We start from the raw sequence: 21,222 nt of genomic DNA on the forward strand, positions 1-21,222 counted from the left end.
CAACCCAAACAAACCAAATGGAGAAAAATATGAAGAAAAACCATTTTAATATAGCATTACTTTTTGTTTCCACCATGATGCTAACAGGATGTTTTGGTCATTGTGCGGATTTTAATTGCACGAGACTCGATCCACGCTGGGAGAAAGCAGTTGATACATGCACAACTGAAAATCGTACCTTTGTTTTGCATGAATTAGGCAACCAATTAGGATATAAATCTATTACCGAAGTCTCATTTAGTGAAATTGGGCAACATATTTCTTCTCAATGTATTTACTATAGCGGTAAATATGATATTCATAAAGATAAGCAGTATGGTCATTTGTTTGCAAAATGATTACGCCGATGTTTTACAGAAAAACGGCTATACCTATACGGGTGCGGACGGTAAAACTTATAACAGCGGAGCCTACTCAATCGTGCATGATAAAGATTTTGTGGGGAACAAATGGATACCTTTCTTGCTAGGAACCAATGACACCATACAAGGTGCATGTAAGGGATTGTGCTATCCGCATAGCAGTTATTTTGCGGAAGTACCTGAAAGAGGTACAGAAGAATGGGACGATTATGTTGAAAAATGGGATACACCAAAAGAAGGGGCAGATGGTAAATATATCAATCATGCAGTTCCCAAGTTAGTAGTCCCCAACAAACCAAATGGAGAAAAATATGAAGAAAACCCTTTCTAATTTAATGCTAATATCATTCTGCTCAACAATGCTAACAGCTTGCCCTTTTTGGGGCAGTTGTGCAGACTGGAATTGTTCAAAACATAACCCACGTTGGACACAAGCAGTTCATGCTTGTTATGACTTAAACTTTGAAATTGCCAAGCAAAAATTGGGTTACGAAAATTTAGAAGAAGTACAGCGCAGCGAAATTGGACGAAATATTTATGGTCAATGCACTAGAAATGCTGGTAAATATGACATTCGCAAAGATAAGCAGTATGGTCATTTGTTTGTGCAATAACCAGCGTAACCTGTGCAATTAACGAGAATTGTTGAATGGTAGGGTCGTTGCTTATTGCCCCCCACAATATTAGAGCCTAATATTTCAACAATTACTTCAACTTTTCAATTAAATTTATTTCCTAATAGTGAATTTGGTGGTAAAGGTGGAGTTGGCAATGCATTCAGGCACGTTTTATGGCAAGCAATCATCACACGAGAATTTGGCAAAGATATTGCTGTTAAAGTAGGAAATAGTCATGAAAGTGGGGAAAAAATTAATTATTCTATAAGGCGTAATCTTTCATTAGATAAAGCAGATGAAATGATTGATCAACTGAATAACGAAATAGGAAGAGAAATAGTACTAAATAACAATAGGTTAAATACAAAAGAGTTGGTTGGGTTAATTTTGGAAACTTATAAAAATAATGGTTTTTATCAAGCAGAAAGAAACAGTAATGGAAATTATGATGTTGTAAGAAAAAGATTATCTGAAAAAGATTACCAAAATACAAGCAATATATTGATTCACTTAGATAATACTGGTGCCGGATTTAAAATTCAGCAGAGGAGAAAACAAATCAGAGCACAAATTTCAGCCAGACAATGGAGAAGATAAAAGATGAATAAAAATATACTTTATATATTTTCTTTATTAATCACTATTGTTATTTTTTTATATTTGAAAAGAATGTAATAAGAAAAATAAGTTTTGATTATAATAAAAAAGAATTCTTAATTAGTGATATAACGAACTTTAACTGGGATTATGTAAAACTGTATATAATCAATTCAGATTTCCAAAAAATTGTTTTTTATTATAAAGGTAAGATAGTTTTTGAGGAATTAATAGAACTAGACAGAGAAGGGGATGTTTTACCTCAATATCTATTTGATTCGGATTTGAAAAATGTTGAATATTACGAATGTGATTACAAGAATGGCAAGATGCAACTTTTAAAAAAAGAAAAATTACATTCTTTTGATAGATATTTTTATTATTATAAACCTATAAACTGTAGGCCGAAACTTTTGTAAAACTGTCCATACTCATTACCGCCTAGTCGGTAATGCATTTTTAGTAGTATTTGAAAAAGTATGATGATAAAAATGGTCAAGCCTAATTTTTTCATAAAATCCAATAGAGTAAGCATGATTAAATTTTAAGTATCATACTTTTTGAAGCACTACCTATTGCTTAATTCATCATCAACAAAACACGTCAAAATATATCCTTGCCCACGCGGTATTAGGAGCAGCGGTTGCAGCAGGAGGCAACATCTCCAACCTACGGCGAACAGCAAAACCGACAAACCACCCAAGTTCAAGCAAGCCAAGCCCAAGCGAGTCAAATTCAAGCAGGTGGTAAAACCACATTAATCGCCACAGGCGCAGCAGAACAATCCAATATCAACATCGCAGGCTCAGATGTTGCCGGCAAAGCAGGCACAATCCTGATTGCCGATAACGACATCACACTCCAATCAGCCGAGCAAAGCAATACCGAACGCAGCCAAAACAAATCGGCAGGTTGGAACGCAGGTGCTGCCGTATCATTCGGACAAGGAGGCTGGTCATTAGGCGTTACCGCGGGCGGCAATGTCGGCAAAGGCCACGGCAATGGCGACAGCATCACCCACCGCCATAGCCATATCGGCGACAAAGGCAGCCAAACCCTTATCCAAAGCGGTGGCGACACTACCATCAAAGGCGCGCAAGTACGCGGCAAAGGCGTACAAGTCAATGCCAAAAACCTAAGTATTCAAAGCGTACAAGATAGAGAAACTTATCAAAGCAAACAACAAAACGCCAGTGCACAAGTGACCGTAGGTTATGGCTTCAGTGCCAGTGGCGATTACAGTCAAAGCAAAATCCGAGCCGACCATGCTTCAGTAACCGAGCAAAGCGGTATTTATGCCGGAGAAGACGGCTATCAAATCAAGGTCGGAAACCATACAGACCTCAAAGGCGGCATCATCACCAGCAGCCAAAGCGCAGAAGACAAGGGTAAAAACCGCTTTCAGACGGCCACCCTTACCCATAGCGACATTCAAAACCACAGCCGCTACGAAGGCAAAAGTTTTGGATTGGGCGCAAGTGCGTCCATAAGCGGCAAAACACTGGGACAGGGCGCACAAAATAAACCTCAAAACAAACACCTGACAAGCGTAGCCGATAAAAACGGCGCAAGTTCATCAGTAGGGTACGGCAGCGACAGCGACAGTCAAAGCAGCATCACGAAAAGCGGCATCAACACCCGCAACATTCAAATCACCGACGAAGCCGCACAAATCAGGCTGACAGGCAAAACAGCGGCACAAACCAAAGCCGATATTGATACAAACGTAACCACAGACACCGCCGAACGACATTCGGGCAGCATGAAAAACGTATTTGACAAAGATAGAGTGCAAAGTGAACTGGATTTACAAAGAACCGTCAGCCAAGATTTTAGTAAAAATGTTCAACAAGCCAATACCGAGATTAACCAACATTTAGACAAACTCAAAGCAGACAAAGAAGCAGCCGAAACAGCAGCAGCCGAGGCATTAGCCAATGGCGATATGGAAACTGCCAAACGCAAAGCCCATGAAGCTCAAGATGCGGCAGCAAAAGCAGATAATTGGCAACAAGGCAAAGTCATTCTCAACATGTTAGCCTCAGGTTTAGCTGCGCCGACCCAAAGCGGAGCGGGCATCGCTGTGGCTACCGCATCGCCAGCCGTATCGTATGCGATTGGACAGCACTTTAAAGATTTAGCCGGTCAAAACGCGAATGGCAAACTAACCGCCAGTCAAGAAACCGCACACGTTCTTGCCCACGCGGTATTAGGAGCAGCGGTTGCCGCAGCAGGAGACAACAATGCTCTAGCAGGAGCATTGAGTGCGGGCGGGTCGGAAGCGGCTGCGCCTTACATCAGCAAATGGTTATACGGCAAAGAAAAAGGAAGCGACTTAACGGCGGAAGAGAAAGAGACTGTAACAGCGATTACAAATGTATTGGGTACGGCTACGGGTGCGGCAGTCGGCAACAGCGCAACAGATGGGGTGCAAGGCAGCTTGAATGCGAAGAGTGCGGTGGGGAATAATTATTTAATAAAAGAAGATTGGAATGTATATAAGAGAAAAATCAATGAATGCGAAAAACAAGGTAGAAAATATTCAGCCTGCTATATTTCTGCTCAAAAAGATTTATATACGATAAGTGTAAACAGAAATGCAAAACTAAGAGGAGCATGTTCTCCAGAAGGCGATTTAGAATTATGTAAAAGGTTAGTTGCTGAAGCTGATGAAAGTAGGAACTTAACCCGGAAGGAACTTAAATCATTAGGGTATATTCATGGAAAAACACCCACTATTCCCACTACTATTGAAGAAGTTAAACAAGGTTTTAGAATACCCAATCCAAGTTTTATAGATTACCATGATATACCATGGGCTAATAACCCTACTATTCATTATTGGGCAGCTAATATTAGTTTTCCGTTGTTTAATAAAATGGATTATGGATTAAGTATAGCTGTTAATCGTGTTACTGGTGAGATTTTTCTGGGTGTGAATGCCTCACCACATATAAAAGATGGAAATCATAAAACCCCAGTTGATATCCCAAGCGCTAATATTGTAATGGGACATATTAATAATATGACATCTGTTGAAAAAGCTCGATTATGGAAAACCATTACTCAAACAATTTCTGGGCAATCAACGACTGTTTCAGGTTGCGCTTATTTTGGTTGTTTAGGAGTCAGTCAGACAATTGATAAGAAAAAAGTTGCTTTTGAAGCAGGACTAGGAACACCCAAACAGCCTACTATTTCTTTTGGCAGAACGCATATGGTGCGAGTAGGGCGAATAACTTTTAGTGACGCAAATTAAAAAACGGGACAACCTAGTCATATTCAAGCATCTATTCCTGCAAACTTACCTAGTATTGGAGATAAATTTAATGCTATCCCATTTTATCAATAAAAATCTGAATACTATAGGTGGTTGTATAGTAATTATATTTGGAATTTGTTTTGCATTATTGATAACAGAAGCTCAACAGGAAGGTAAATTAGGTTATAAAACAGATAATAGTGAAAGGGTGCAAAGGATATTCTCTGAAATACCGACCATGGTTGAACCATATCAAGTATCTGATAGTAATTCATTTACAAGAGGCCCTACAACTTTTGTGACTTTTTATGTTAAAGGTTCGGACTCCGAACTAAAAAAATTAACTCTATTAATCGATCGAAGACAGAGCCTTTTCGAATTTGTTAATGCTTGTAGGAATGGAGAGTCTTTAATATATGAATATAAATTAATACCTGAATTTGATAAGACAGTTAAAATAAATTCTTTGGCTATCGAGTGGAAATATCCGGATTCATCATGCAATTAGCGTAGCATTAAAACCACTTACCTACCTTTTTTGTTTTAACCCTCCAGCCCACCACTCTAGCGAAGCACCAGGTGCCATCACTTGGTTGTGGTATCAGTCGCCTAAGCATCACCAAGTGCCTATTGCCTGATGCCGACTTATGTGTTGCCTGTGTAAAAAAAGAAAATTAACGCATCGGAAAAACCAAGCAAGAAGAATTAAGCACAGGACAAAAAAACGCGTATATCTTTGCCTACGCGGTATTTAGAAGCAGCGGTTGTAGTAGCAGGAGACAACAATGCCCTATAGGAGCATTGGGTGCAGATGTGGGATACGTTTCAGGACAATCGGCACAATGGTTATTAGGACAAACTTTGGCTGGTGCGGCCATTGGTGTATGTGGGCAAATGAAAGCAGGCGGACAACTGCATTACGATATATTTGCGAGCCATGCATTGAAAAAGCCTGAATATTTTCAGACGAAGAAATGGGTAACGGGATTTCAGGTAAGTTATTCGTTTTGATGTAATTGAAGCGAATAATGTATGACAAGATAAACAAAAGCTACTGGTTTTCTGCCAGTAGCTTTTGTTTATGTGGTGATGAGTTTCAGCAAAATGCGTGGTGTGATTGATGCGAAAATATCTAAATTCACTGACATCAAGCGCATCATAACTATGAAAGGTATCTGTGTACACAATGCCATCAGGCTTAACTTTCTCTATCTAATACAGCCCCAAACTTTTTACTGTTTAAATAAATTTCCAAAGGCTTGGGCAGGCCGTAATCTTTCAAATGCGCCGGCTTTATCCAAATGCCGTCTGAAGGGCTTTCAGACGGCATTTGCCCTTCAAACGGCGTAATCATCAGTAGCCGGTGCGTCAGGCGGTGGGTCAGGGCGGTTTGTTCGTCCATATCTGCCATCGTCAGGGAGAGTTTGGCGGCAAAGTCGGAAAGCCCGTTCAAACTTTCAAAACACGGTACGCAATACAGACCGCCCCAAATGCCTTTGGCGGGGCGTTTCTCCAATAAGATTGCGCCGTTTCGGTTGCGGACAATCAGCCAGTAAAGCGGCAGGGTTTGCACTTCGGGGGCTGTTTTTTTACGCGGCAGCTCGGCAATGCGGTTTTGCTTTTTTGCTTCGCAGATGTCTGCCATCGGGCATTGGTGGCACAAGGGTTTCGTCCCTTTGCACACGGTTGCGCCCAAATCCATCAAGCCCTGCGTGTAGGTGGGCATATCGGTGTTTTCAGACGGCATCAGACTTTCGGCAAGTGTCCAGAGCGAGTTTTCAAATTTTTTGTCCTGCGGATTGCCGTCGCGGGCGAACACGCGGCAGAGTACGCGTTTGACGTTGCCGTCCAAAATGGTTTCGCGGCGGTTGAAGGCAAAGGCGCAAATGGCGGCGGCGGTGCTTCTGCCTACGCCGCAGAGGGTTTCCAAGTCTTTGCGTTCGGATGGAAACGTGCCGCCGAATTGCCCGACGACTTGTTGAGCGGCTTTGTGCAGATTGCGCGCGCGGCTGTAATAACCCAAGCCCGCCCACAACGACAACACTTCGTCTTGCGGCGCGGCCGCAAGCGTCTGAATGGTCGGGAATTTTTCTAAGAAACGCGGATAGTAGTCCAACACGGTGGCGACCTGCGTTTGCTGGAGCATGATTTCGGAAAGCCAGACGCAATAAGGGTTTTTGACCTGCCAAGGGAGATGGTGGCGACCGTGTTGTTTTTGCCAGCGGATGAGCCGTTCGGAGAAGGGGATGGGTGTGTTCATTAATATCAATCTGTGGTTTTATTTATATTTAAAACAGCATGTTATGGTATAACATTGTGAAAGTAATTCTTATTGACATACAGATTATAGGGGTATATAACTCATACAAAGAGACTTTATTGCGGTATTGAAATTATTTATCAACAAGCAAGGAGTATCAGCATGAAAGCAATGGTTTATCACGGCGCAAACGACATCCGTTTTGAAGAAAAACCTCGTCCGCAGATTATCGATCCGACCGATGCGGTGGTGAAAATCGTCAAAACCACGATTTGCGGTACCGATTTGGGTATTTGGAAAGGCAAAAACCCCGAAGTCGCCGACGGCCGTATTCTCGGCCATGAAGGCATCGGTATTGTAGAAGAAGTCGGCGATGCTGTAAAAAACATTAAAGTCGGGGATAAAGTCATTATTTCATGCGTCAGCAAATGCTGCACTTGCGACAACTGCAAAATCCAACTCTATTCACACTGCCGTAACGGCGGCTGGATTTTGGGCTATATGATTGACGGTACGCAGGCCGAATACGTCCGTACGCCTTATGCCGACAACAGCTTGGTTCCGTTGCCAGACAACGTCAATGAAGAAGTCGCCCTGCTGTTGAGCGACGCCTTGCCGACCGCCCACGAAATCGGCGTGCAATACGGCGATGTGAAACCCGGCGACACCGTATTCATCGCCGGTGCCGGCCCTGTCGGTATGTCCGCCTTGCTGACCGCCCAACTGTATAGCCCTGCCGCCATCATCGTTTGCGATATGGACGAAAACCGTTTGAAACTGGCGAAAGAGTTGGGCGCGACCCATACTATCAGCCCCGCCTCAGGCGATGTCTCCAAACAAGTTTTTGCCATTGTCGGCGAAGACGGCGTAGATTGTGCCATCGAAGCCGTCGGTATCCCGGCTACATGGAATATGTGCCAAGACATCGTGAAACCGGGCGGTCATATCGCCGTTGTCGGCGTACACGGCCAATCCGTTGATTTCAAACTGGAAAAACTCTGGATTAAAAACCTTGCCATCACAACCGGTCTGGTCAATGCCAACACCACCGAAATGCTGATGAAGGCAATTTCCAGCAGCTCAGTGGATTACACCAAAATGTTGACCCACCATTTCAAATTCAGCGAATTGGAAAAAGCCTACGACGTGTTCAAACACGCCGCCGAAAACCAAGCGATGAAAGTGGTTTTGGAAGCGGATTAATCGGCGTTGAATCAGTTGTTTTTTAAGCGGATGCCGTCTGAACGTGTTTCAGACGGCATTTTTTCAGCCATGTAGTATGGGCTGTCCGGCCGCTGTATTTGTCGAATAGATTGACCGTTATTTTTATTATGCGGAAGATGGATGGGCATTTTAGGGGCGGTATGTCGGAGCGGTGCTTCCGCGTATGCCGACTGTGCCCTCAATCGGCAAAATGCCGTCTGAAACAGGAAAGAAATGTAATGCGCCCCTCTGATGGGATGCAATATATAAGGGCTTCAGACGGCATTTTTATGATGCGAATCAGGATTTGGGTTTCAACGCCGCCGCTTCTTTGGCGAGGCGGGTAATGGTGTCCCAGTCTTTGTTTTTAATGGTTTCTTTCGGAGTCAGCCATGAGCCGCCGACGCACAAGACGTTGGGCAATGCCAAGTAATCGGGCGCGGTGGCGAGGCTGATACCACCGGTCGGGCAGAAGCGCACGTCGGCGTAAGGGCCGTAGAGTGCCTTGAGCATGGCTTTGCCGCCAACGACTTCGGCAGGGAAGAGTTTGAGTGTGTCGATGCCGTGTTCCAAAGCCAGTTGGACTTCGCCAGGAGTGGCAACGCCGGGAATCAGAGGGATGCCGCTGTTGTGGCTGGCTTTGGCAAGGGATTCGTGCAGGCCAGGGCTGATGGCGAAAACCGCACCTGCGTCTTCGACGGCTTTGAGCTGCTCGGGATTGGTTACCGTACCTGCGCCGACGATGGCGTTGGGCACTTCTTTGGCAATCAGGCGGATGGCGTCGAGGCCGACGGGGGTGCGCAGGGTGATTTCGAGGGTGGGGATGCCGCCTTCGACAAGGGCGTGGGACAAATCGACGGCGGTGCTTAAGTCGTCAATCGCCATCACAGGCACAACTGCGCCTGCACTCAGGATTTCGCGGGGGGTCAGTTTGGACATTTCGGTTCTCCAAGTGGAATGGGGTGTTGTTTTTTGCTGCGGTCAAACGGGATAGGGGTTTAAGTTTTCAGACGACCTTTAAGTAAAACATTCTGATTTTGCCTTGGTTTTACTCGTGGGCGAAGCCCACGCTACGTCTACCAACCATTACTATACCCGTTTAAACGGCTTTAATAATTTTTCAGACGACCTTATTACGTTTGAAAAGGTCGTCTGAAATGCTACATCAGGCAAATTCGCCGCCGAAGCTCATGGCACCGGTTTCTGCGCTGCTGGTCATGCTGCGGAAGTTGGCGAAGAGTTCGCGGCCGCAGCCTTGTTGGTTCGCACTCAAGTCGATGTGCTCGACTTCACGGGCGTTCCATTCGGCTTCGTTAATCAGGACGTTGAGTTCGCCGGTAACGGAGTCGAAGCGGATCAGGTCGCCGGTACGGATTTTGGTGATATTGCCGCCCATCAGGGCTTCAGGCGTCATGTGGATAGAGGCCGGAACTTTACCGGACGCGCCGGACATACGGCCGTCGGTCAGCAGTGCTACTTTGAAGCCGCGGTCTTGCAGGATGCCCAAAGGCGGAGTCAGTTTGTGCAATTCGGGCATACCGTTGGCACGCGGGCCTTGGTAGCGGACGACGCAGACGAAATCGCGTTCCAACTCGCCGCGTTCAAACGCAGCCAATACTTCGCGTTGGTCGTTGAACACGATGGCGGGTGCTTTGATGATGCGGCAGCCTTCGCGCACGGCGGACACTTTAATCACGCCGCGTCCGATGTTGCCTTTCATCAGGCGCAAACCGCCGTCTGGGGAGAACGGGTTGTCGGCTTTGCGCAGGATGTCTTCATTACCGCTGGTTTCAGGGGCTTCGCGCCATTCGAGTTTGCCGTCGATGAGGAAAGGCTCTTTGGTGTAGTGGCGCATACCGTGTCCGACGACGGTATCGACATCGTCGTGCAACAGACCTGCGTCCAGCAATTCGCGGATAACGAAAGGTAGGCCGCCTGCCGCGGTAAAGTGGTTCACGTCGGCTTTGCCGTTTGGATACACACGGATCAGCAATGGGATGATGGAAGAAATTTCGTCAAAGTCGTCCCAGTTCAAAATCACGCCTGCGGCACGCGCCATCGCAACGAGGTGCATGGTGTGGTTGGTCGAACCGCCTGTCGCCATCAGACCAATCAGGGCATTGATAAAGGATTTTTCGGTCAACATTTCACCCAAGGGTTTGATGGTGCCGTTTTTGATGCCGTGTGCGAGGTGTCCGGCTGCGTAGCGGGTCAGGGCCTCGCGCAGGTCGGTGTAAGGGTGGACGAAAGCGGCGGCAGGGAGGTGCACGCCCATCATTTCCATCATCATTTGGTTGGAGTTTGCCGTGCCGTAGAAGGTACAAGTACCCGGGCTGTGGTAAGAGCCCATTTCGCTTTTCAAAAGTTCGTTGCGTCCGACCTTGCCTTCGGCGAAAAGCTGGCGGGTGCGGGCTTTTTCTTTATTGCCGATACCGCTGGACATCGGGCCTGCCGGAACGAAGATGCCAGGAATATGACCGAACGAAAGCGCACCTATCATTAAACCCGGAACGATTTTGTCGCACACGCCCATAAACAGTCCGCCGTCAAACATTTGATGAGACAGGCCGACAGCGGTACTCATGGCAATCACGTCGCGGGAAAACAGCGACAATTCCATACCGGCATAGCCTTGCGTGATGCCGTCGCACATGGCGGGCGTGCCGCCGGCGATTTGGGCGGTCACACCGTTTTTTTGTGCTTCGTCTTTGATTTGGTCGGGGAAGTCTTTAAACGGTTGGTGTGCGGAAACCATGTCGTTGTAGGCAGTGATGATGCCTAAGTTGGGGACGGTTTCCTGAAGCATTTTGATTTTGATGCTTTTGGGCATGGCAGCGTAACCGTGCGCTAAGTTGCTGCAACCGAGCTGGTTGCGCCCCAGCCGTCCCATTTGTTTGGCACTACGGATTTTCGCCAGATATTTTTCACGCGTCGGGCGGCTGCGCTCAATGATGCGCTCGGTAATCTCGGCAAGCTTGGGGTGGATAGGAGTGGGGTTCATGTTCGACCTATTGTTTGAATGCGATGGCTCGGTATCGTGCGTTTTGATTTTGTATTCGGAGCGGATATTAAATTAATGTGCCGTCTGAAAATAGAAAAAGCAATATTTATTATAATACAAATTTGTAATTTTATTACAAAATTTAATAGTCAAAATGAAGCTTGATTTAAATTTCGGGCGTATTTCAAATTACGCCACTAATACCGAAGAGGATTTGTCTCGTTTTGGATTAGGTCAAAGAAATTGAAAAAATGGGCATGGACAAAAAGTGTAGTGATGTGTAGTATTACTACTCATTATGTTCCTGCTTTGTCCTTGAACTATCCAGTGTTTCGGTGAACGACAGGGGTAAGACGGAATTAAAAATTCCTAATGAGATAATACGATGAATATGCAGACAAATTTTGATTTGGTGTTGTTCGGCGCGACCGGCGATTTGGCAATGCGTAAACTTTTGCCTTGCCTGTATCAGGCGCATGTAGCCGGTTTGCTTCATCCCGAAGGTCGTATTTTGGGCGTAAGCCGCAGCGAATTGGATACCGCCGGCTTTTTGGCCAAAGTGGAAACGAATTCTAAAATCCATGTCAAACAAAACTTCTCAGATGAAGCGTGGGCATCGTTTATCCAACGTCTCGAGTATTTAAAAGTCGATGTTACAGAGAAAGGCGATTTCATTGCCTTGGGCGACTTGGTGAAAGCACGCAAGAATACTGAAAATGTCGTGATCTACCTCTCAACTGCGCCGAAATTCTTTGCGCAAGCCTGTGAAAACCTTGCCGAAATCGGTTTGAATGCCGACAACGTGCGCGTGGTTTTGGAAAAACCGTTGGGTACGGACTTGGTTTCTTCCCAACAAATCAATACAGATGTAGCCCGTTATTTCAAAGAAGAACAAATCTACCGTATCGACCATTATTTGGGCAAAGAAAGCCTGCAAAACCTGTTGGCTCTACGTTTTGCCAATGTGATGTTCGAGCCTTTATGGAACAACAAATACATTGAAAGCGTACAGCTGACCATCGCCGAGCAGTTGGGCGTGGAAGAACGCGGCGAGTTTTACGACATTACCGGCGCATTGCGCGATATGGTGCAAAACCACTTGATGCAAATGCTTTGTATGACTGCGATGGAAGCACCGGCGAGTTTGGATGCCGATGCCGTACGCGACGAGAAAGTGAAAGTCATCAAATCGCTGAAACCGCTGACCATCGAATCCGTCAACGAAAATGTTATTCGTGGCCAATATGTTGCAGCAAACGGCATGAACGGCTATCTGGAAGAAGTCGATATACCGAAAGACAGTTTCACTGAAACCTATGTCGCCATCAAAGCCGAAATCGAAAACGAGCGTTGGAAAGGCGTACCTTTCTACCTGCGTACCGGCAAACGCATGGCAGGCAAAGTGGCGGAAATCGTGTTGAACTTCCGTCCGCTGCAAAACCATATTTTTGACAACAGCCAACCTGCGCCGAATCGTTTGGTTATTGAACTACAACCGACCGAATCCGTCCGTCTTTACACGCAAGTGAAAACCCCGGGTGCAGGCAACAAAGTCGAAGTGACACCGATTGGCGTGGACTTGGGCACAGCCGTCGAGGGTCGCCGCGCTGAGGCTTATGAGCGTCTGCTGCTAGATGTAATTAACGGCAAACTCGCTTTGTTCAACCGTCGTGACGAACTCGAAGCAGCTTGGGAATATGTGATGCCGATTTTGGAAAACTGGGCGAACAATACAACGCCTCCACATGCTTACGAAGCCCATTCTTGGGGTCCTGAAGCTGCGCGCGCGCTGTTGGCGCGCGACGGCAACAAGTGGCACGAAGAGCAATGATATTTCTTTCAGACGGCCTTGTTTCCCAACAAAAGGCCGTCTGAAACCATGAAAGGACGAAACATGTTTGTTTGGCACGAACAAGAAAACGTTGCAACTGCCGTGCAAGCTCTCGCCGATGCCGTTGCCGCCGCATTGCAAGCCGCGTTGAATGAGAAAGGCCATGCGGTTTTGGCTGTTTCCGGCGGTCGTTCGCCGATTGCGTTTTTCGAGGCTTTGTCGCAAAAAGATTTAAATTGGCAAAATGTCGGCATTACTTTGGTGGACGAGCGTATCGTTCCGACCACGCATGCCGACAGCAATACAGGCTTGGTACGCGAATATCTGCTCAAAAATAATGCGGCCGTTGCCACATGGATTCCGGTTGTTGAAGACGGAAAGTCTGAAACTGAATTACAACCTGAAGTTGTCGTTACTTACGCATTGAAGCATTACAAGCAACCTGACGTACTGGTGTTGGGCATGGGTGGAGACGGGCATACGGCGTCGTTGTTCCCTCAAGCTCCTCAATTACAGGCAGCAATCAATGAAGCCAATGACCCGACATTGATTCATACTACGCCGGTTACCGCGCCGCATGAGCGTGTGAGCATGACTTTGGGTGCGATTGCCAAAACGCCGAATGTATTTTTGGCCATTCAAGGCGCAGAGAAAAAAACGGTATTTGATAAAGCTGCCGCAAGGGCCGATACCGAATATCCGACCAGTCTGATTCTCAATCACCAAGGAATTCACTGCCATGTCTACTATGCACACTGAAGCTTATCCTCGTTTGGTTGCTGATATCGGCGGTACGAATGCACGCTTCGCATTGGAAACCGCTCCGCGTGTGATTGAAAAAGCAGCTGTTTTTCCATGTAGTGATTATGATACGCTTACAGATGCCGCACGCGCCTATTTGAATCAAAGCAGTGCGGAAAATGTGAAACATGCGGCTTTTGCCATTGCCAACCCGATATTGGGTGATTGGGTGCAGATGACCAACCATCATTGGGCCTTCTCCATCGAAACGACCCGTCAGGCTTTGGGTCTGGAAACCTTGATTCTACTGAATGATTTTACTGCGCAGGCTTTGGCGGTTACCTTGACGGACGATTGCGATCTCTTGCAAATCGGCGGACAAAAACCGGTCGAGTTTGCACCGAAAGCAGTTATCGGTCCGGGAACAGGCTTGGGCGTAAGTGGACTGGTACACAGTGCGGCAGGCTGGGTGGCTTTGGCAGGCGAGGGCGGACATGGGACTTTTCCTCCGTTTGACGATATGGAGGTTTTGATTTGGCAATATGCCAAAAACAAATACGGTCATGTTTCTGCAGAACGCTTCCTCAGCGGTGCAGGCTTAAGCCTGATTTATGAAGCGTTGGCGGTGAAGCAGAAAGTCAAATCGGTAAAATTGCCGCCTTCTGAAATTACGGAAAAAGCATTGGGCGGTTCGTCCCCTTTGTGCCGTCAGACTTTAGACATCTTTTGTGCCATGCTCGGTACCGTCGCCTCCAACCATGCATTGATGCTGGGTGCACGCGGCGGTGTATACTTGTGCGGCGGCATTATTCCCCGCGTGCTGGAATACTTTAAAACCTCCCCGTTCCGCAGCCGTTTTGAGAACAAGGGCAGGTTTGAAGCATATCTTGCCGCGATTCCCGTCTATGTCGTATTGAGCGAGTTTCCCGGAATTTCCGGTGCGGCTGTGGCTCTCGACAACCATTTGAGAAACGTTTAACCATATCGCCTTTTACGGCGGGCTGGATTATCGAAGGGTATATCATTATGTTAAGCAAAATCAGCGAATCACTGGCAGACCTTTCCGGCGCGGAACGTAAAGTAGCCGAATGTGCATTGGCAAAACCCAAATGGTTTGTTCATGCGGCTGTTGCCGAGATTGCCGAACACTCCTCCGTCAGCCAACCGACTGTCATCCGGTTCTGCCGCAGCCTGGGCTACAAAGGGCTGCCCGAGTTCAAACTTGCATTATCCGCCAGTATCGGTCATGAAGGTATGCCCTATGTTCATGAAGAACTCAATGCGGATGACGACATGTCAAGCGTGGTCGAAAAAGTATTGGGTAATGCCGCAGCCTCCCTCTTGGGCGAGCGTCGCTTTCTAAAAGAATCCGAACTTGAAAATGCCATTGCCACATTGATGCATGCCCGCCGTGTCGAGTTTTACGGAGTCGGCAATTCAGGTATTGTCGCCCAAGACGCGCAGCATAAATTCTTCCGTTTCGGTATGTCGACCGTTGCCTATGTCGATACCCATACGCAATTGATGGCGGCTTCCGTCCTTTCCAGTGAAGACGTCCTTATCGCCATTTCCAATACCGGTTCGTCAATCGAGCTTCTGGATGCAGTCAGTATCGCCAAAGAAAACGGTGCGTCCATTATTGCGTTGACGCGCAACGAATCTCCTTTGGCACAAATGGCCGATTGCGTATTGAGCATAGCCACTCAGGAAAATGCGGAACTTTACACGCCCATGGTTTCACGCCTGCTTCAACTTGCCGTTATCGACATCCTCGCCATCGGGCTAGCCCTGCGTTTGGGTGATGCTGCCAGCCTGCAACTGCAAAAAAGTAAAAAAAGCATACATAACAAGCATATCGTTTACGACAAGGATTGATATCAAGACAGCATTCCGCAAATGCCGTCTGAAACGCCGGCTAAAAAACGTCGGGCGGTTTGGTACGGGCTTTGGAAGAAGATGCTCATCAGGCGGGTAAGTTATCAATACCGCAACCGCCTATGTTGCTTTGGCGGGAAATGCGCCAAGCCGCAAGGAAATATCAAGCTAAATAAAGGCTTGTCGGTATCCTGTAATCCCGATATGATAATTCGCATGAATTTAAAGACTTGTACTTTACAGTATTGTATGTGTACCGGAATACACAGATAAACGTACGGCCTGTCTAAATGAAAAGGAAAACTGATGGGAAAAAATTTATCCGCACTGGCATTGGCAAGTATGCTGATTTTGTCGGGCTGCGACCGTTTGGGTATAAGCAATCCGTTTTTCGAGAAGGAGGTTTCCTGCGGAAGCGAAGAGTCTAAAGAGATTTTGGTCAAACTTGTCCGCGAAAATGTCGAGGGTGAAACCGTCAAAACCTTTGACGATGACGCATTCAAAGACCAGGCATTTGCCGATATCGGCATATCGCATATCCGCAGCATGGTCGAACGTTTGGGCATAACCGTCGATGAAGTCCGAACCACCGAAAAAACCGACACGTCCAGCAAACTCAAATGTGAAGCCACGTTGAAACTGGACGTGCCCGACGATGTTGTCGATTATGCCGTCGCCGCCAACCAATCCATAGGCAACAGCTATAAGAAAACGCCCGACTTTTTTGAACGCTACTACCGCAAAGAAGGCGCGTATTACATCAAAACTATTTCTTACAGCGTCCAGCCGACAGACGACAAAAGCAAAATCTTTGCCGAACTGAATCAGGCACACGATATCATCCATCCGCTCAGCGAGCTGGTGTCTATGGCACTGATTAAAGAGCCGCTGGACAAAGCGAAACAAAGGAACGAAGAACTTGAAGCGGCGGAAGCGGCGGCACAGGAAGCACGCGAGGTAGAAGAAGCAGCGGCGCAGGAGGCATTGAGCCAAGAACAGGAGGCAGCCCGCGTATCAGAATGGGAGGAACGCTACAAATTGTCGCGCAGCGAGTTCGAACAGTTTTGGAAAGGTCTGCCGCAAACCGTCCAAAACAAGCTGCAAGCCTCACAGAAAACATGGAAAAGCGGGATGGATAAAATCTGTGCCAGCAAGGCAAAAGCCGAAAGTGAAACGCCAAACGGCATAAAAATCAGCGAACTGGCATGCAAAACGGCGGAAACCGAAGCACGCTTGGAAGAGCTGCACAACCGCAAGAAAGCAGTGATTGACGAAATTATCAGGGAAGCAGATAAAAAAGAAAGGACTGCCAAGGCGGCATTGGATGGTGCGGTTCAGGCATTGCCCGCCGATATTGCCGAAACTGTTATGCCCGAATACCGAAACTGGCAGAATGGTTTGAATGCCAAATGCGCCGACGGCGACGAATACGGTTTGGCGCAATCTGACTGCCGTACTAAAGAAATCAATGCAAAAACCAAGGAAATCCAAGGGTATCTGATTAACTGACCTTCGATTTGAAGATGCCGTCTGAAATGCTGTTGCGTTTCAGACGGCATTTTTGCTGCTGGCCTTTTGGATGACGGCTTTGTTTATTCTGTAAAAAACGTATGCGCTCCAAGGTAGTTTTTGGCGTAAAACGGTGTGGAGAGTTTTTCGGTTTTGATGGTTTTGCCGCTGCTGGGGGCATGGATGAATTCGCCGTTGCCGATGTAGAGTCCGACGTGTGAGTAGCGGTGTGCGCCGCCGGTGTTGAAGAATACGAGGTCGCCCGCTTTGAGGCGGCTGTCGGGGATTTTGCGGCTGGCTGCCGCCATGTCGCGGGCGGTGCGGGGAAGGTTGACGTTAAGGGCGTTTTTGTAAACGAATTGAATCATGCCGCTGCAGTCGAAGCCGGTTGCGGTACTGCTGCCGCCCCATTTGTAGGGCGTGCCGATGAGTCCGAGGCTGTGGAGCATGAGTTCTTGAGAGCCTTGTGTGCGGTCGATGTGGCTGATACGGACGGCTTGGATTTGCCGGACTGTCTGTTTGGGTTTCGGTTGGCGGTGTTTGCCGGAGGTCGTGCCACATGAGGCGAGGAGCAGTGCGCTGAGACAGAGGAAAAGGGTTTTGTTGAGGGGAAACATGGTTTTTCCTTTGCGGGTTCGGATATGCCGTCTGAAGGTGTTTCAGACGGTATAGTGGATTAAATTTAAATCAGGACAAGGCGACGAAGCCGCAGACAGTACAAATAGTACGGCAAGGCGAGGCAACGTCGTACTGGTTTAAATTTAATCCACTATATTTCTATAATAAACCTTCGATGGGCAGCAGGGATAGGATTTTTGCGGCGATGCGTTTCCAAAGTTTGGCTTCGGGTTCGTTCGGGTAGGTTTTTCGGGTGGCGGGATCGTGCCATTGCAGGCGGTTGTGTTTGTCGAGGGTAACGCGGTAGGCGTAGGCGGGCGTGGTATTGGCGAGGGTGCGCTCCATCTGTTCTGCGATTTTGGGGCTTTCGATGACGACACCCATTTCGGTATTGAGCCGTGCGGAACGGGGGTCGAGGTTGAATGAGCCGATGAAGATACGTTTGCCGTCCACAATGAAGGTTTTGGCGTGCAGGCTGGTTACGGAGCTGCCGGTCAGGCCTTTGTCTTTTGTGGCGGGGACGGCATGGTTGGGTTGCAGCTCGTAGAGTTTGATGCCGGCTTTGAGCAGCGGTTTTCGGTATTTGACGTAGCCGGAATGGACGGCGGCAACATCGGTCGCCTGTAGCGAGTTGGTCAGGATGGTAACGTCTATGCCGTCCTGCACCAGTTTTGCCAGTGCGTCTGTGCCGGATTTTGTAGGGACGAAATAGGGTGAAACCAGATAGACACTTTTTTCGGGCTGTTTGAGCGCGTCTTGCAGCCNCCCGGCAATCGGCGGTTTGCGGCTGTCCCGGTCCAGCCCTTTGTTGGGATCGTCGCTGATTAGGCGGGTTTGGACGCTTTGCCAGTCAATCTGCCGGTTTTGTATTTTTTTGTAGAGTGGGGATTGTTCGATGGTTTCACGGTAACGGAGGAGTGCTTGTCTGGCGGTTTCGTCGTCGTAGCCGAGTTCTTGAAGTCCATGCGGAATGTCTCCGCGACGGATGATATGCGTGGCATTGTAGGCGGAATGGCTTGCCCAGTAGCGGTCAAAATCGTATGAAACTTCGCTAACGACGCTGCCGGTAGCGAGGATGTCCAAGTCGGCAAAAACGGTATCGTTCCTGACTTTGAAATATTCGTCGCCGATATTGCGTCCGCCGAGGATGGTCGCACGGTTGTCGGCGGTAAAGGATTTGTTGTGCATACGTCGGTTGAGGCGGGCAAAGTCGGTCAGGTAGCCGAGTGCGCGCCATTTTCGTAAGACGAAGGGGTTGAACAGGCGTACTTCGATATTGGGATGGCTGTCGAGGGCAAGCAAGAGATCGTCCAATCCGCGCGTGTTGTTGTCGTCCAGCAGCAGCCGTACGCGTACGCCGCGTTCTGCGGCAAGGTATATGAGGTTGAATAGAAGTCTGCCGGAAATGTCGTTGCGCCAGATATAGTATTGCAAATCGAGGCTGTGTTCGGCGGATTCGATGAGGGCTGCGCGCGCGGCAAAGGCTTCGTGTGGATCGTTCAGCAAATAGATATCGGATAGCCCGTTGTTGCGAGGGGTGTGCCGGATTTGCAGGATGTTGTCCAGGCGGACAGGTTTGGAAGTGTTGAAATGACGGCTTTCCGTCCGTTCTTCCAAGGGGGGCAGCCATGAAGAACATGAACAGAGAAGGAGGCATAAAAGGGAAATGAGGCTGTGTGTTTTCATCGGGGATAGGGTTTCAGACGGCATTGCCTGTATTTTGGGGTCTGTACGCATTGAAATGAAGCATCATAATCTAAAGGCCGGAACGGGTAAAAGTTTTGTCGGGATGCAGGATTAAGGCCGCGTGCCTCTTGTCAGGTTGGCACCGTCTGATATATGCAGCCGTTTGAAAACCAGCGATGATGCAAGGGTAATGCCGCCGATGCTGAGCAGCGTCATGCGGAAGGCCGGATACAGGTTGGCGGCGGCAGGCATCAGGAATGTCCAGTTTTTAAGTATCAGCGCACCGGAAACAACCCCCATACTGATGGCAAGTTGCTGGTTAACCGCCATTAGGCTGTTGCCGCTGCCTGTTTGTTGCGGACGTAAATCTGCAAGTGTCAGTGTATTCATGGCCGAAAACTGTAAAGAATTGCATGTGCCGATTGCCAGCGAGAGCAAGACCCATATCCATAACGGAGAGTGTCCGTCAGGCAGTGCCAGCAGCATGATGAAGGCGGCAAGCAGTTTGGTATTCCAAAGCAGCACCTTGCGGTATCCGAAACGCTTCATCAAGGTGGAGATTAACGGCTTGACCAATAGCGAAGACAGGGCGACGGGTGCAACCAGCCAGCCTGACAGGCTTGCGCTGAAACCGAAAGCGATTTGAAACATCAACGGCATCAGGAAGGGAATTGAGCTGATGCCGATACGGCTGAACAGGTTGCCTGCCAATCCCAGACGGAAAGTGCGTATCAGGAATAAATCAGCAGAATAAATCGGATGGGGTGCTGTTTTCATGTGTCTGAAATAACGGTGTGCAAACAACAGACCCATACCCAGCAGGCATAGGAAAATATACGTAGGCAGTGCGTGAGACAGGCTTTCTGCCGAAAGTAACAAGAGGCACGCGGCGGCAGAAAAAATCAGATAACCTTTGAAGTCTAAAGAGGTATTGCTGCCTTTAATATCGGGCATAATGTTTCTTCCTAATATAAAGCCCAGCAGGCCGATAGGCAGATTGAGCAGGAAAATCCAGTGCCATGAAGCATATTCAACCAGATAACCTCCCGCCAAAGGTCCCAGAATAGGCCCGATTAATGCAGGCATGACCGCATAATTAATGGCATTGAGAAGTTTTGATTTTTCATACACGCGCAGGATAGTCAGGCGCGGTATCGGAACCAGCATCGAACCGCCTATGCCCTGAATGATGCGTGAGAATGTCAACTCGAGCAGCGAGTCGGATGCGGCACACAATGCCGACCCTAGCATGAAGAGGGCAATTGAGCCGAAAAAAACCTTCTTGGTTCCGAATTTGTCTGCCAGATAACCGCTTAAGGGAATCAGCAAGGCAACGGTCAGCGTGTAGGAAATAACCGCCAGCTGCATGTTCAATGGCGACTCATTCAGGTCGGCGGCAATTTCAGGCAGGGCGGTATTTAAAATAGTGGCATCCAACATCTGCATGAAAATGGCAATTGCAAGCAGAAATGGTAACCAGGCGGAGATCGTATGGGAGGGGAGGGTGCTTTTTTCCATAAAGCGATTGTACTCCATACCGGTTTGTTGTCGTTCTCAAATACGACCTGGACGGTATTGGTTCAGACGCGATTACATTCATAAATGAATAAAGGCATCGTCTTTTTGTAATGATAACGATTATCTTAATTAATAATGTAAG

General features: G+C 47.8%; 17 protein-coding genes and 3 pseudogenes. 13 read left to right on the forward strand and 7 right to left on the reverse strand.

What is annotated here, in order from left to right:
- The first annotated feature begins 29 nt into the window (after positions 1-29).
- From ACRPFF_RS04030 to ACRPFF_RS04055, 6 genes and pseudogenes are all read left to right on the forward strand, one after another.
- On the forward strand, positions 30-338 hold the full coding sequence (locus ACRPFF_RS04030; protein WP_432673873.1) for a hypothetical protein: 309 nt from the start codon (positions 30-32) through the stop codon (positions 336-338).
- Positions 316-693: a filamentous hemagglutinin gene (locus ACRPFF_RS04035; protein WP_411712142.1), complete on the forward strand. Its 378-nt coding sequence runs from the start codon at positions 316-318 to the stop codon at positions 691-693. The genes ACRPFF_RS04030 and ACRPFF_RS04035 overlap by 23 nt, the downstream gene beginning before the upstream one ends.
- Complete coding sequence (locus ACRPFF_RS04040; RefSeq protein ID WP_432673851.1) at positions 674-976, forward strand: hypothetical protein; 303 nt, start codon at positions 674-676, stop codon at positions 974-976. The genes ACRPFF_RS04035 and ACRPFF_RS04040 overlap by 20 nt, the downstream gene beginning before the upstream one ends.
- A gap of 54 nt (positions 977-1,030) precedes the next feature.
- Positions 1,031-1,576, forward strand: coding sequence for a DUF6973 domain-containing protein (locus ACRPFF_RS04045; protein ID WP_432673852.1), 546 nt, complete (start codon positions 1,031-1,033; stop codon positions 1,574-1,576).
- 658 nt (positions 1,577-2,234) lie between these two features.
- Positions 2,235-4,046 (forward strand): annotated as a pseudogene (locus tag ACRPFF_RS04050) (hemagglutinin repeat-containing protein); the annotation flags it as partial.
- Between the two features lie 1,593 nt (positions 4,047-5,639).
- Positions 5,640-5,849, forward strand: a complete 210-nt coding sequence (locus ACRPFF_RS04055; protein ID WP_411712138.1) for a hypothetical protein — start codon at positions 5,640-5,642, stop codon at positions 5,847-5,849.
- Between the two features lie 48 nt (positions 5,850-5,897).
- Here the strand turns inward: ACRPFF_RS04055 and ACRPFF_RS04060 are convergent.
- Positions 5,898-6,047, reverse strand: a pseudogene (locus ACRPFF_RS04060) (IS1595 family transposase); the annotation flags it as partial.
- Positions 6,037-7,098 carry an A/G-specific adenine glycosylase gene (mutY, locus tag ACRPFF_RS04065; RefSeq protein ID WP_411712137.1) on the reverse strand — a complete coding sequence of 354 codons (1,062 nt, stop codon included), beginning with the start codon at positions 7,096-7,098 and terminating at the stop codon, positions 6,037-6,039. The gene mutY and the pseudogene ACRPFF_RS04060, both read right to left, overlap by 11 nt.
- Positions 7,099-7,260: 162 nt before the next feature.
- Between mutY and ACRPFF_RS04070 the strand changes: the two genes are divergently transcribed.
- Positions 7,261-8,301: a zinc-dependent alcohol dehydrogenase family protein gene (locus ACRPFF_RS04070; protein ID WP_411712136.1), complete on the forward strand. Its 1,041-nt coding sequence runs from the start codon at positions 7,261-7,263 to the stop codon at positions 8,299-8,301.
- A gap of 300 nt (positions 8,302-8,601) precedes the next feature.
- On the opposite strand, the gene ACRPFF_RS04075 is transcribed toward ACRPFF_RS04070, so the two are convergent.
- Positions 8,602-9,240, reverse strand: coding sequence for a bifunctional 4-hydroxy-2-oxoglutarate aldolase/2-dehydro-3-deoxy-phosphogluconate aldolase (locus tag ACRPFF_RS04075; RefSeq protein ID WP_411712135.1), 639 nt, complete (start codon positions 9,238-9,240; stop codon positions 8,602-8,604).
- A gap of 226 nt (positions 9,241-9,466) precedes the next feature.
- On the reverse strand, positions 9,467-11,302 hold the full coding sequence (gene edd / locus ACRPFF_RS04080) for a phosphogluconate dehydratase (protein WP_411712134.1): 1,836 nt from the start codon (positions 11,300-11,302) through the stop codon (positions 9,467-9,469).
- Positions 11,303-11,687: 385 nt separating this feature from the next.
- Here edd and zwf point away from each other — a divergent pair, with 385 nt between their 5' ends.
- The 5 genes from zwf to ACRPFF_RS04105 all read left to right on the forward strand — a co-directional run bounded on the left by zwf (position 11,688) and on the right by ACRPFF_RS04105 (position 17,258).
- Entirely contained in the window at positions 11,688-13,133 is a 1,446-nt protein-coding gene (zwf, locus tag ACRPFF_RS04085; RefSeq protein WP_432673853.1) for a glucose-6-phosphate dehydrogenase, read from the forward strand.
- A 63-nt stretch (positions 13,134-13,196) separates the two neighbouring features.
- Complete coding sequence (gene pgl, locus ACRPFF_RS04090) at positions 13,197-13,892, forward strand: 6-phosphogluconolactonase (RefSeq protein ID WP_432673854.1); 696 nt, start codon at positions 13,197-13,199, stop codon at positions 13,890-13,892.
- Positions 13,873-14,853 (forward strand): glucokinase, encoded by a 981-nt coding sequence (locus ACRPFF_RS04095; protein ID WP_107960380.1) that lies wholly within the window; start codon positions 13,873-13,875, stop codon positions 14,851-14,853. Before pgl ends, ACRPFF_RS04095 begins: the two co-directional genes overlap by 20 nt.
- 47 nt (positions 14,854-14,900) lie before the next feature.
- Positions 14,901-15,749: a DNA-binding transcriptional regulator HexR gene (gene hexR / locus ACRPFF_RS04100; protein ID WP_107859933.1), complete on the forward strand. Its 849-nt coding sequence runs from the start codon at positions 14,901-14,903 to the stop codon at positions 15,747-15,749.
- A gap of 306 nt (positions 15,750-16,055) precedes the next feature.
- Complete coding sequence (locus ACRPFF_RS04105) at positions 16,056-17,258, forward strand: lysozyme inhibitor LprI family protein (RefSeq protein WP_432673855.1); 1,203 nt, start codon at positions 16,056-16,058, stop codon at positions 17,256-17,258.
- 83 nt (positions 17,259-17,341) lie between these two features.
- Here the strand turns inward: ACRPFF_RS04105 and ACRPFF_RS04110 are convergent, their stop codons facing one another.
- Positions 17,342-17,875 (reverse strand): C40 family peptidase, encoded by a 534-nt coding sequence (locus ACRPFF_RS04110; protein WP_250314018.1) that lies wholly within the window; start codon positions 17,873-17,875, stop codon positions 17,342-17,344.
- A 47-nt stretch (positions 17,876-17,922) separates the two neighbouring features.
- On the opposite strand from ACRPFF_RS04110, the pseudogene ACRPFF_RS04115 reads away from it, so the two are divergent.
- A pseudogene (locus tag ACRPFF_RS04115) lies at positions 17,923-18,087 on the forward strand (IS5/IS1182 family transposase); the annotation flags it as partial.
- Here ACRPFF_RS04115 and ACRPFF_RS04120 read toward each other — a convergent pair.
- Positions 18,036-19,562 carry a phospholipase D family protein gene (locus ACRPFF_RS04120; protein WP_432673874.1) on the reverse strand — a complete coding sequence of 509 codons (1,527 nt, stop codon included), beginning with the start codon at positions 19,560-19,562 and terminating at the stop codon, positions 18,036-18,038. The pseudogene ACRPFF_RS04115 and the gene ACRPFF_RS04120 overlap by 52 nt on opposite strands.
- 111 nt (positions 19,563-19,673) lie before the next feature.
- Positions 19,674-21,080 carry an MFS transporter gene (locus ACRPFF_RS04125; protein WP_432673856.1) on the reverse strand — a complete coding sequence of 469 codons (1,407 nt, stop codon included), beginning with the start codon at positions 21,078-21,080 and terminating at the stop codon, positions 19,674-19,676.
- Positions 21,081-21,222 lie beyond the last annotated feature (142 nt).

The organism is Neisseria sp. SLRRB23, from assembly GCF_050896295.1.
In the GTDB taxonomy this organism is placed as follows: Bacteria; Pseudomonadota; Gammaproteobacteria; order Burkholderiales; family Neisseriaceae; genus Neisseria.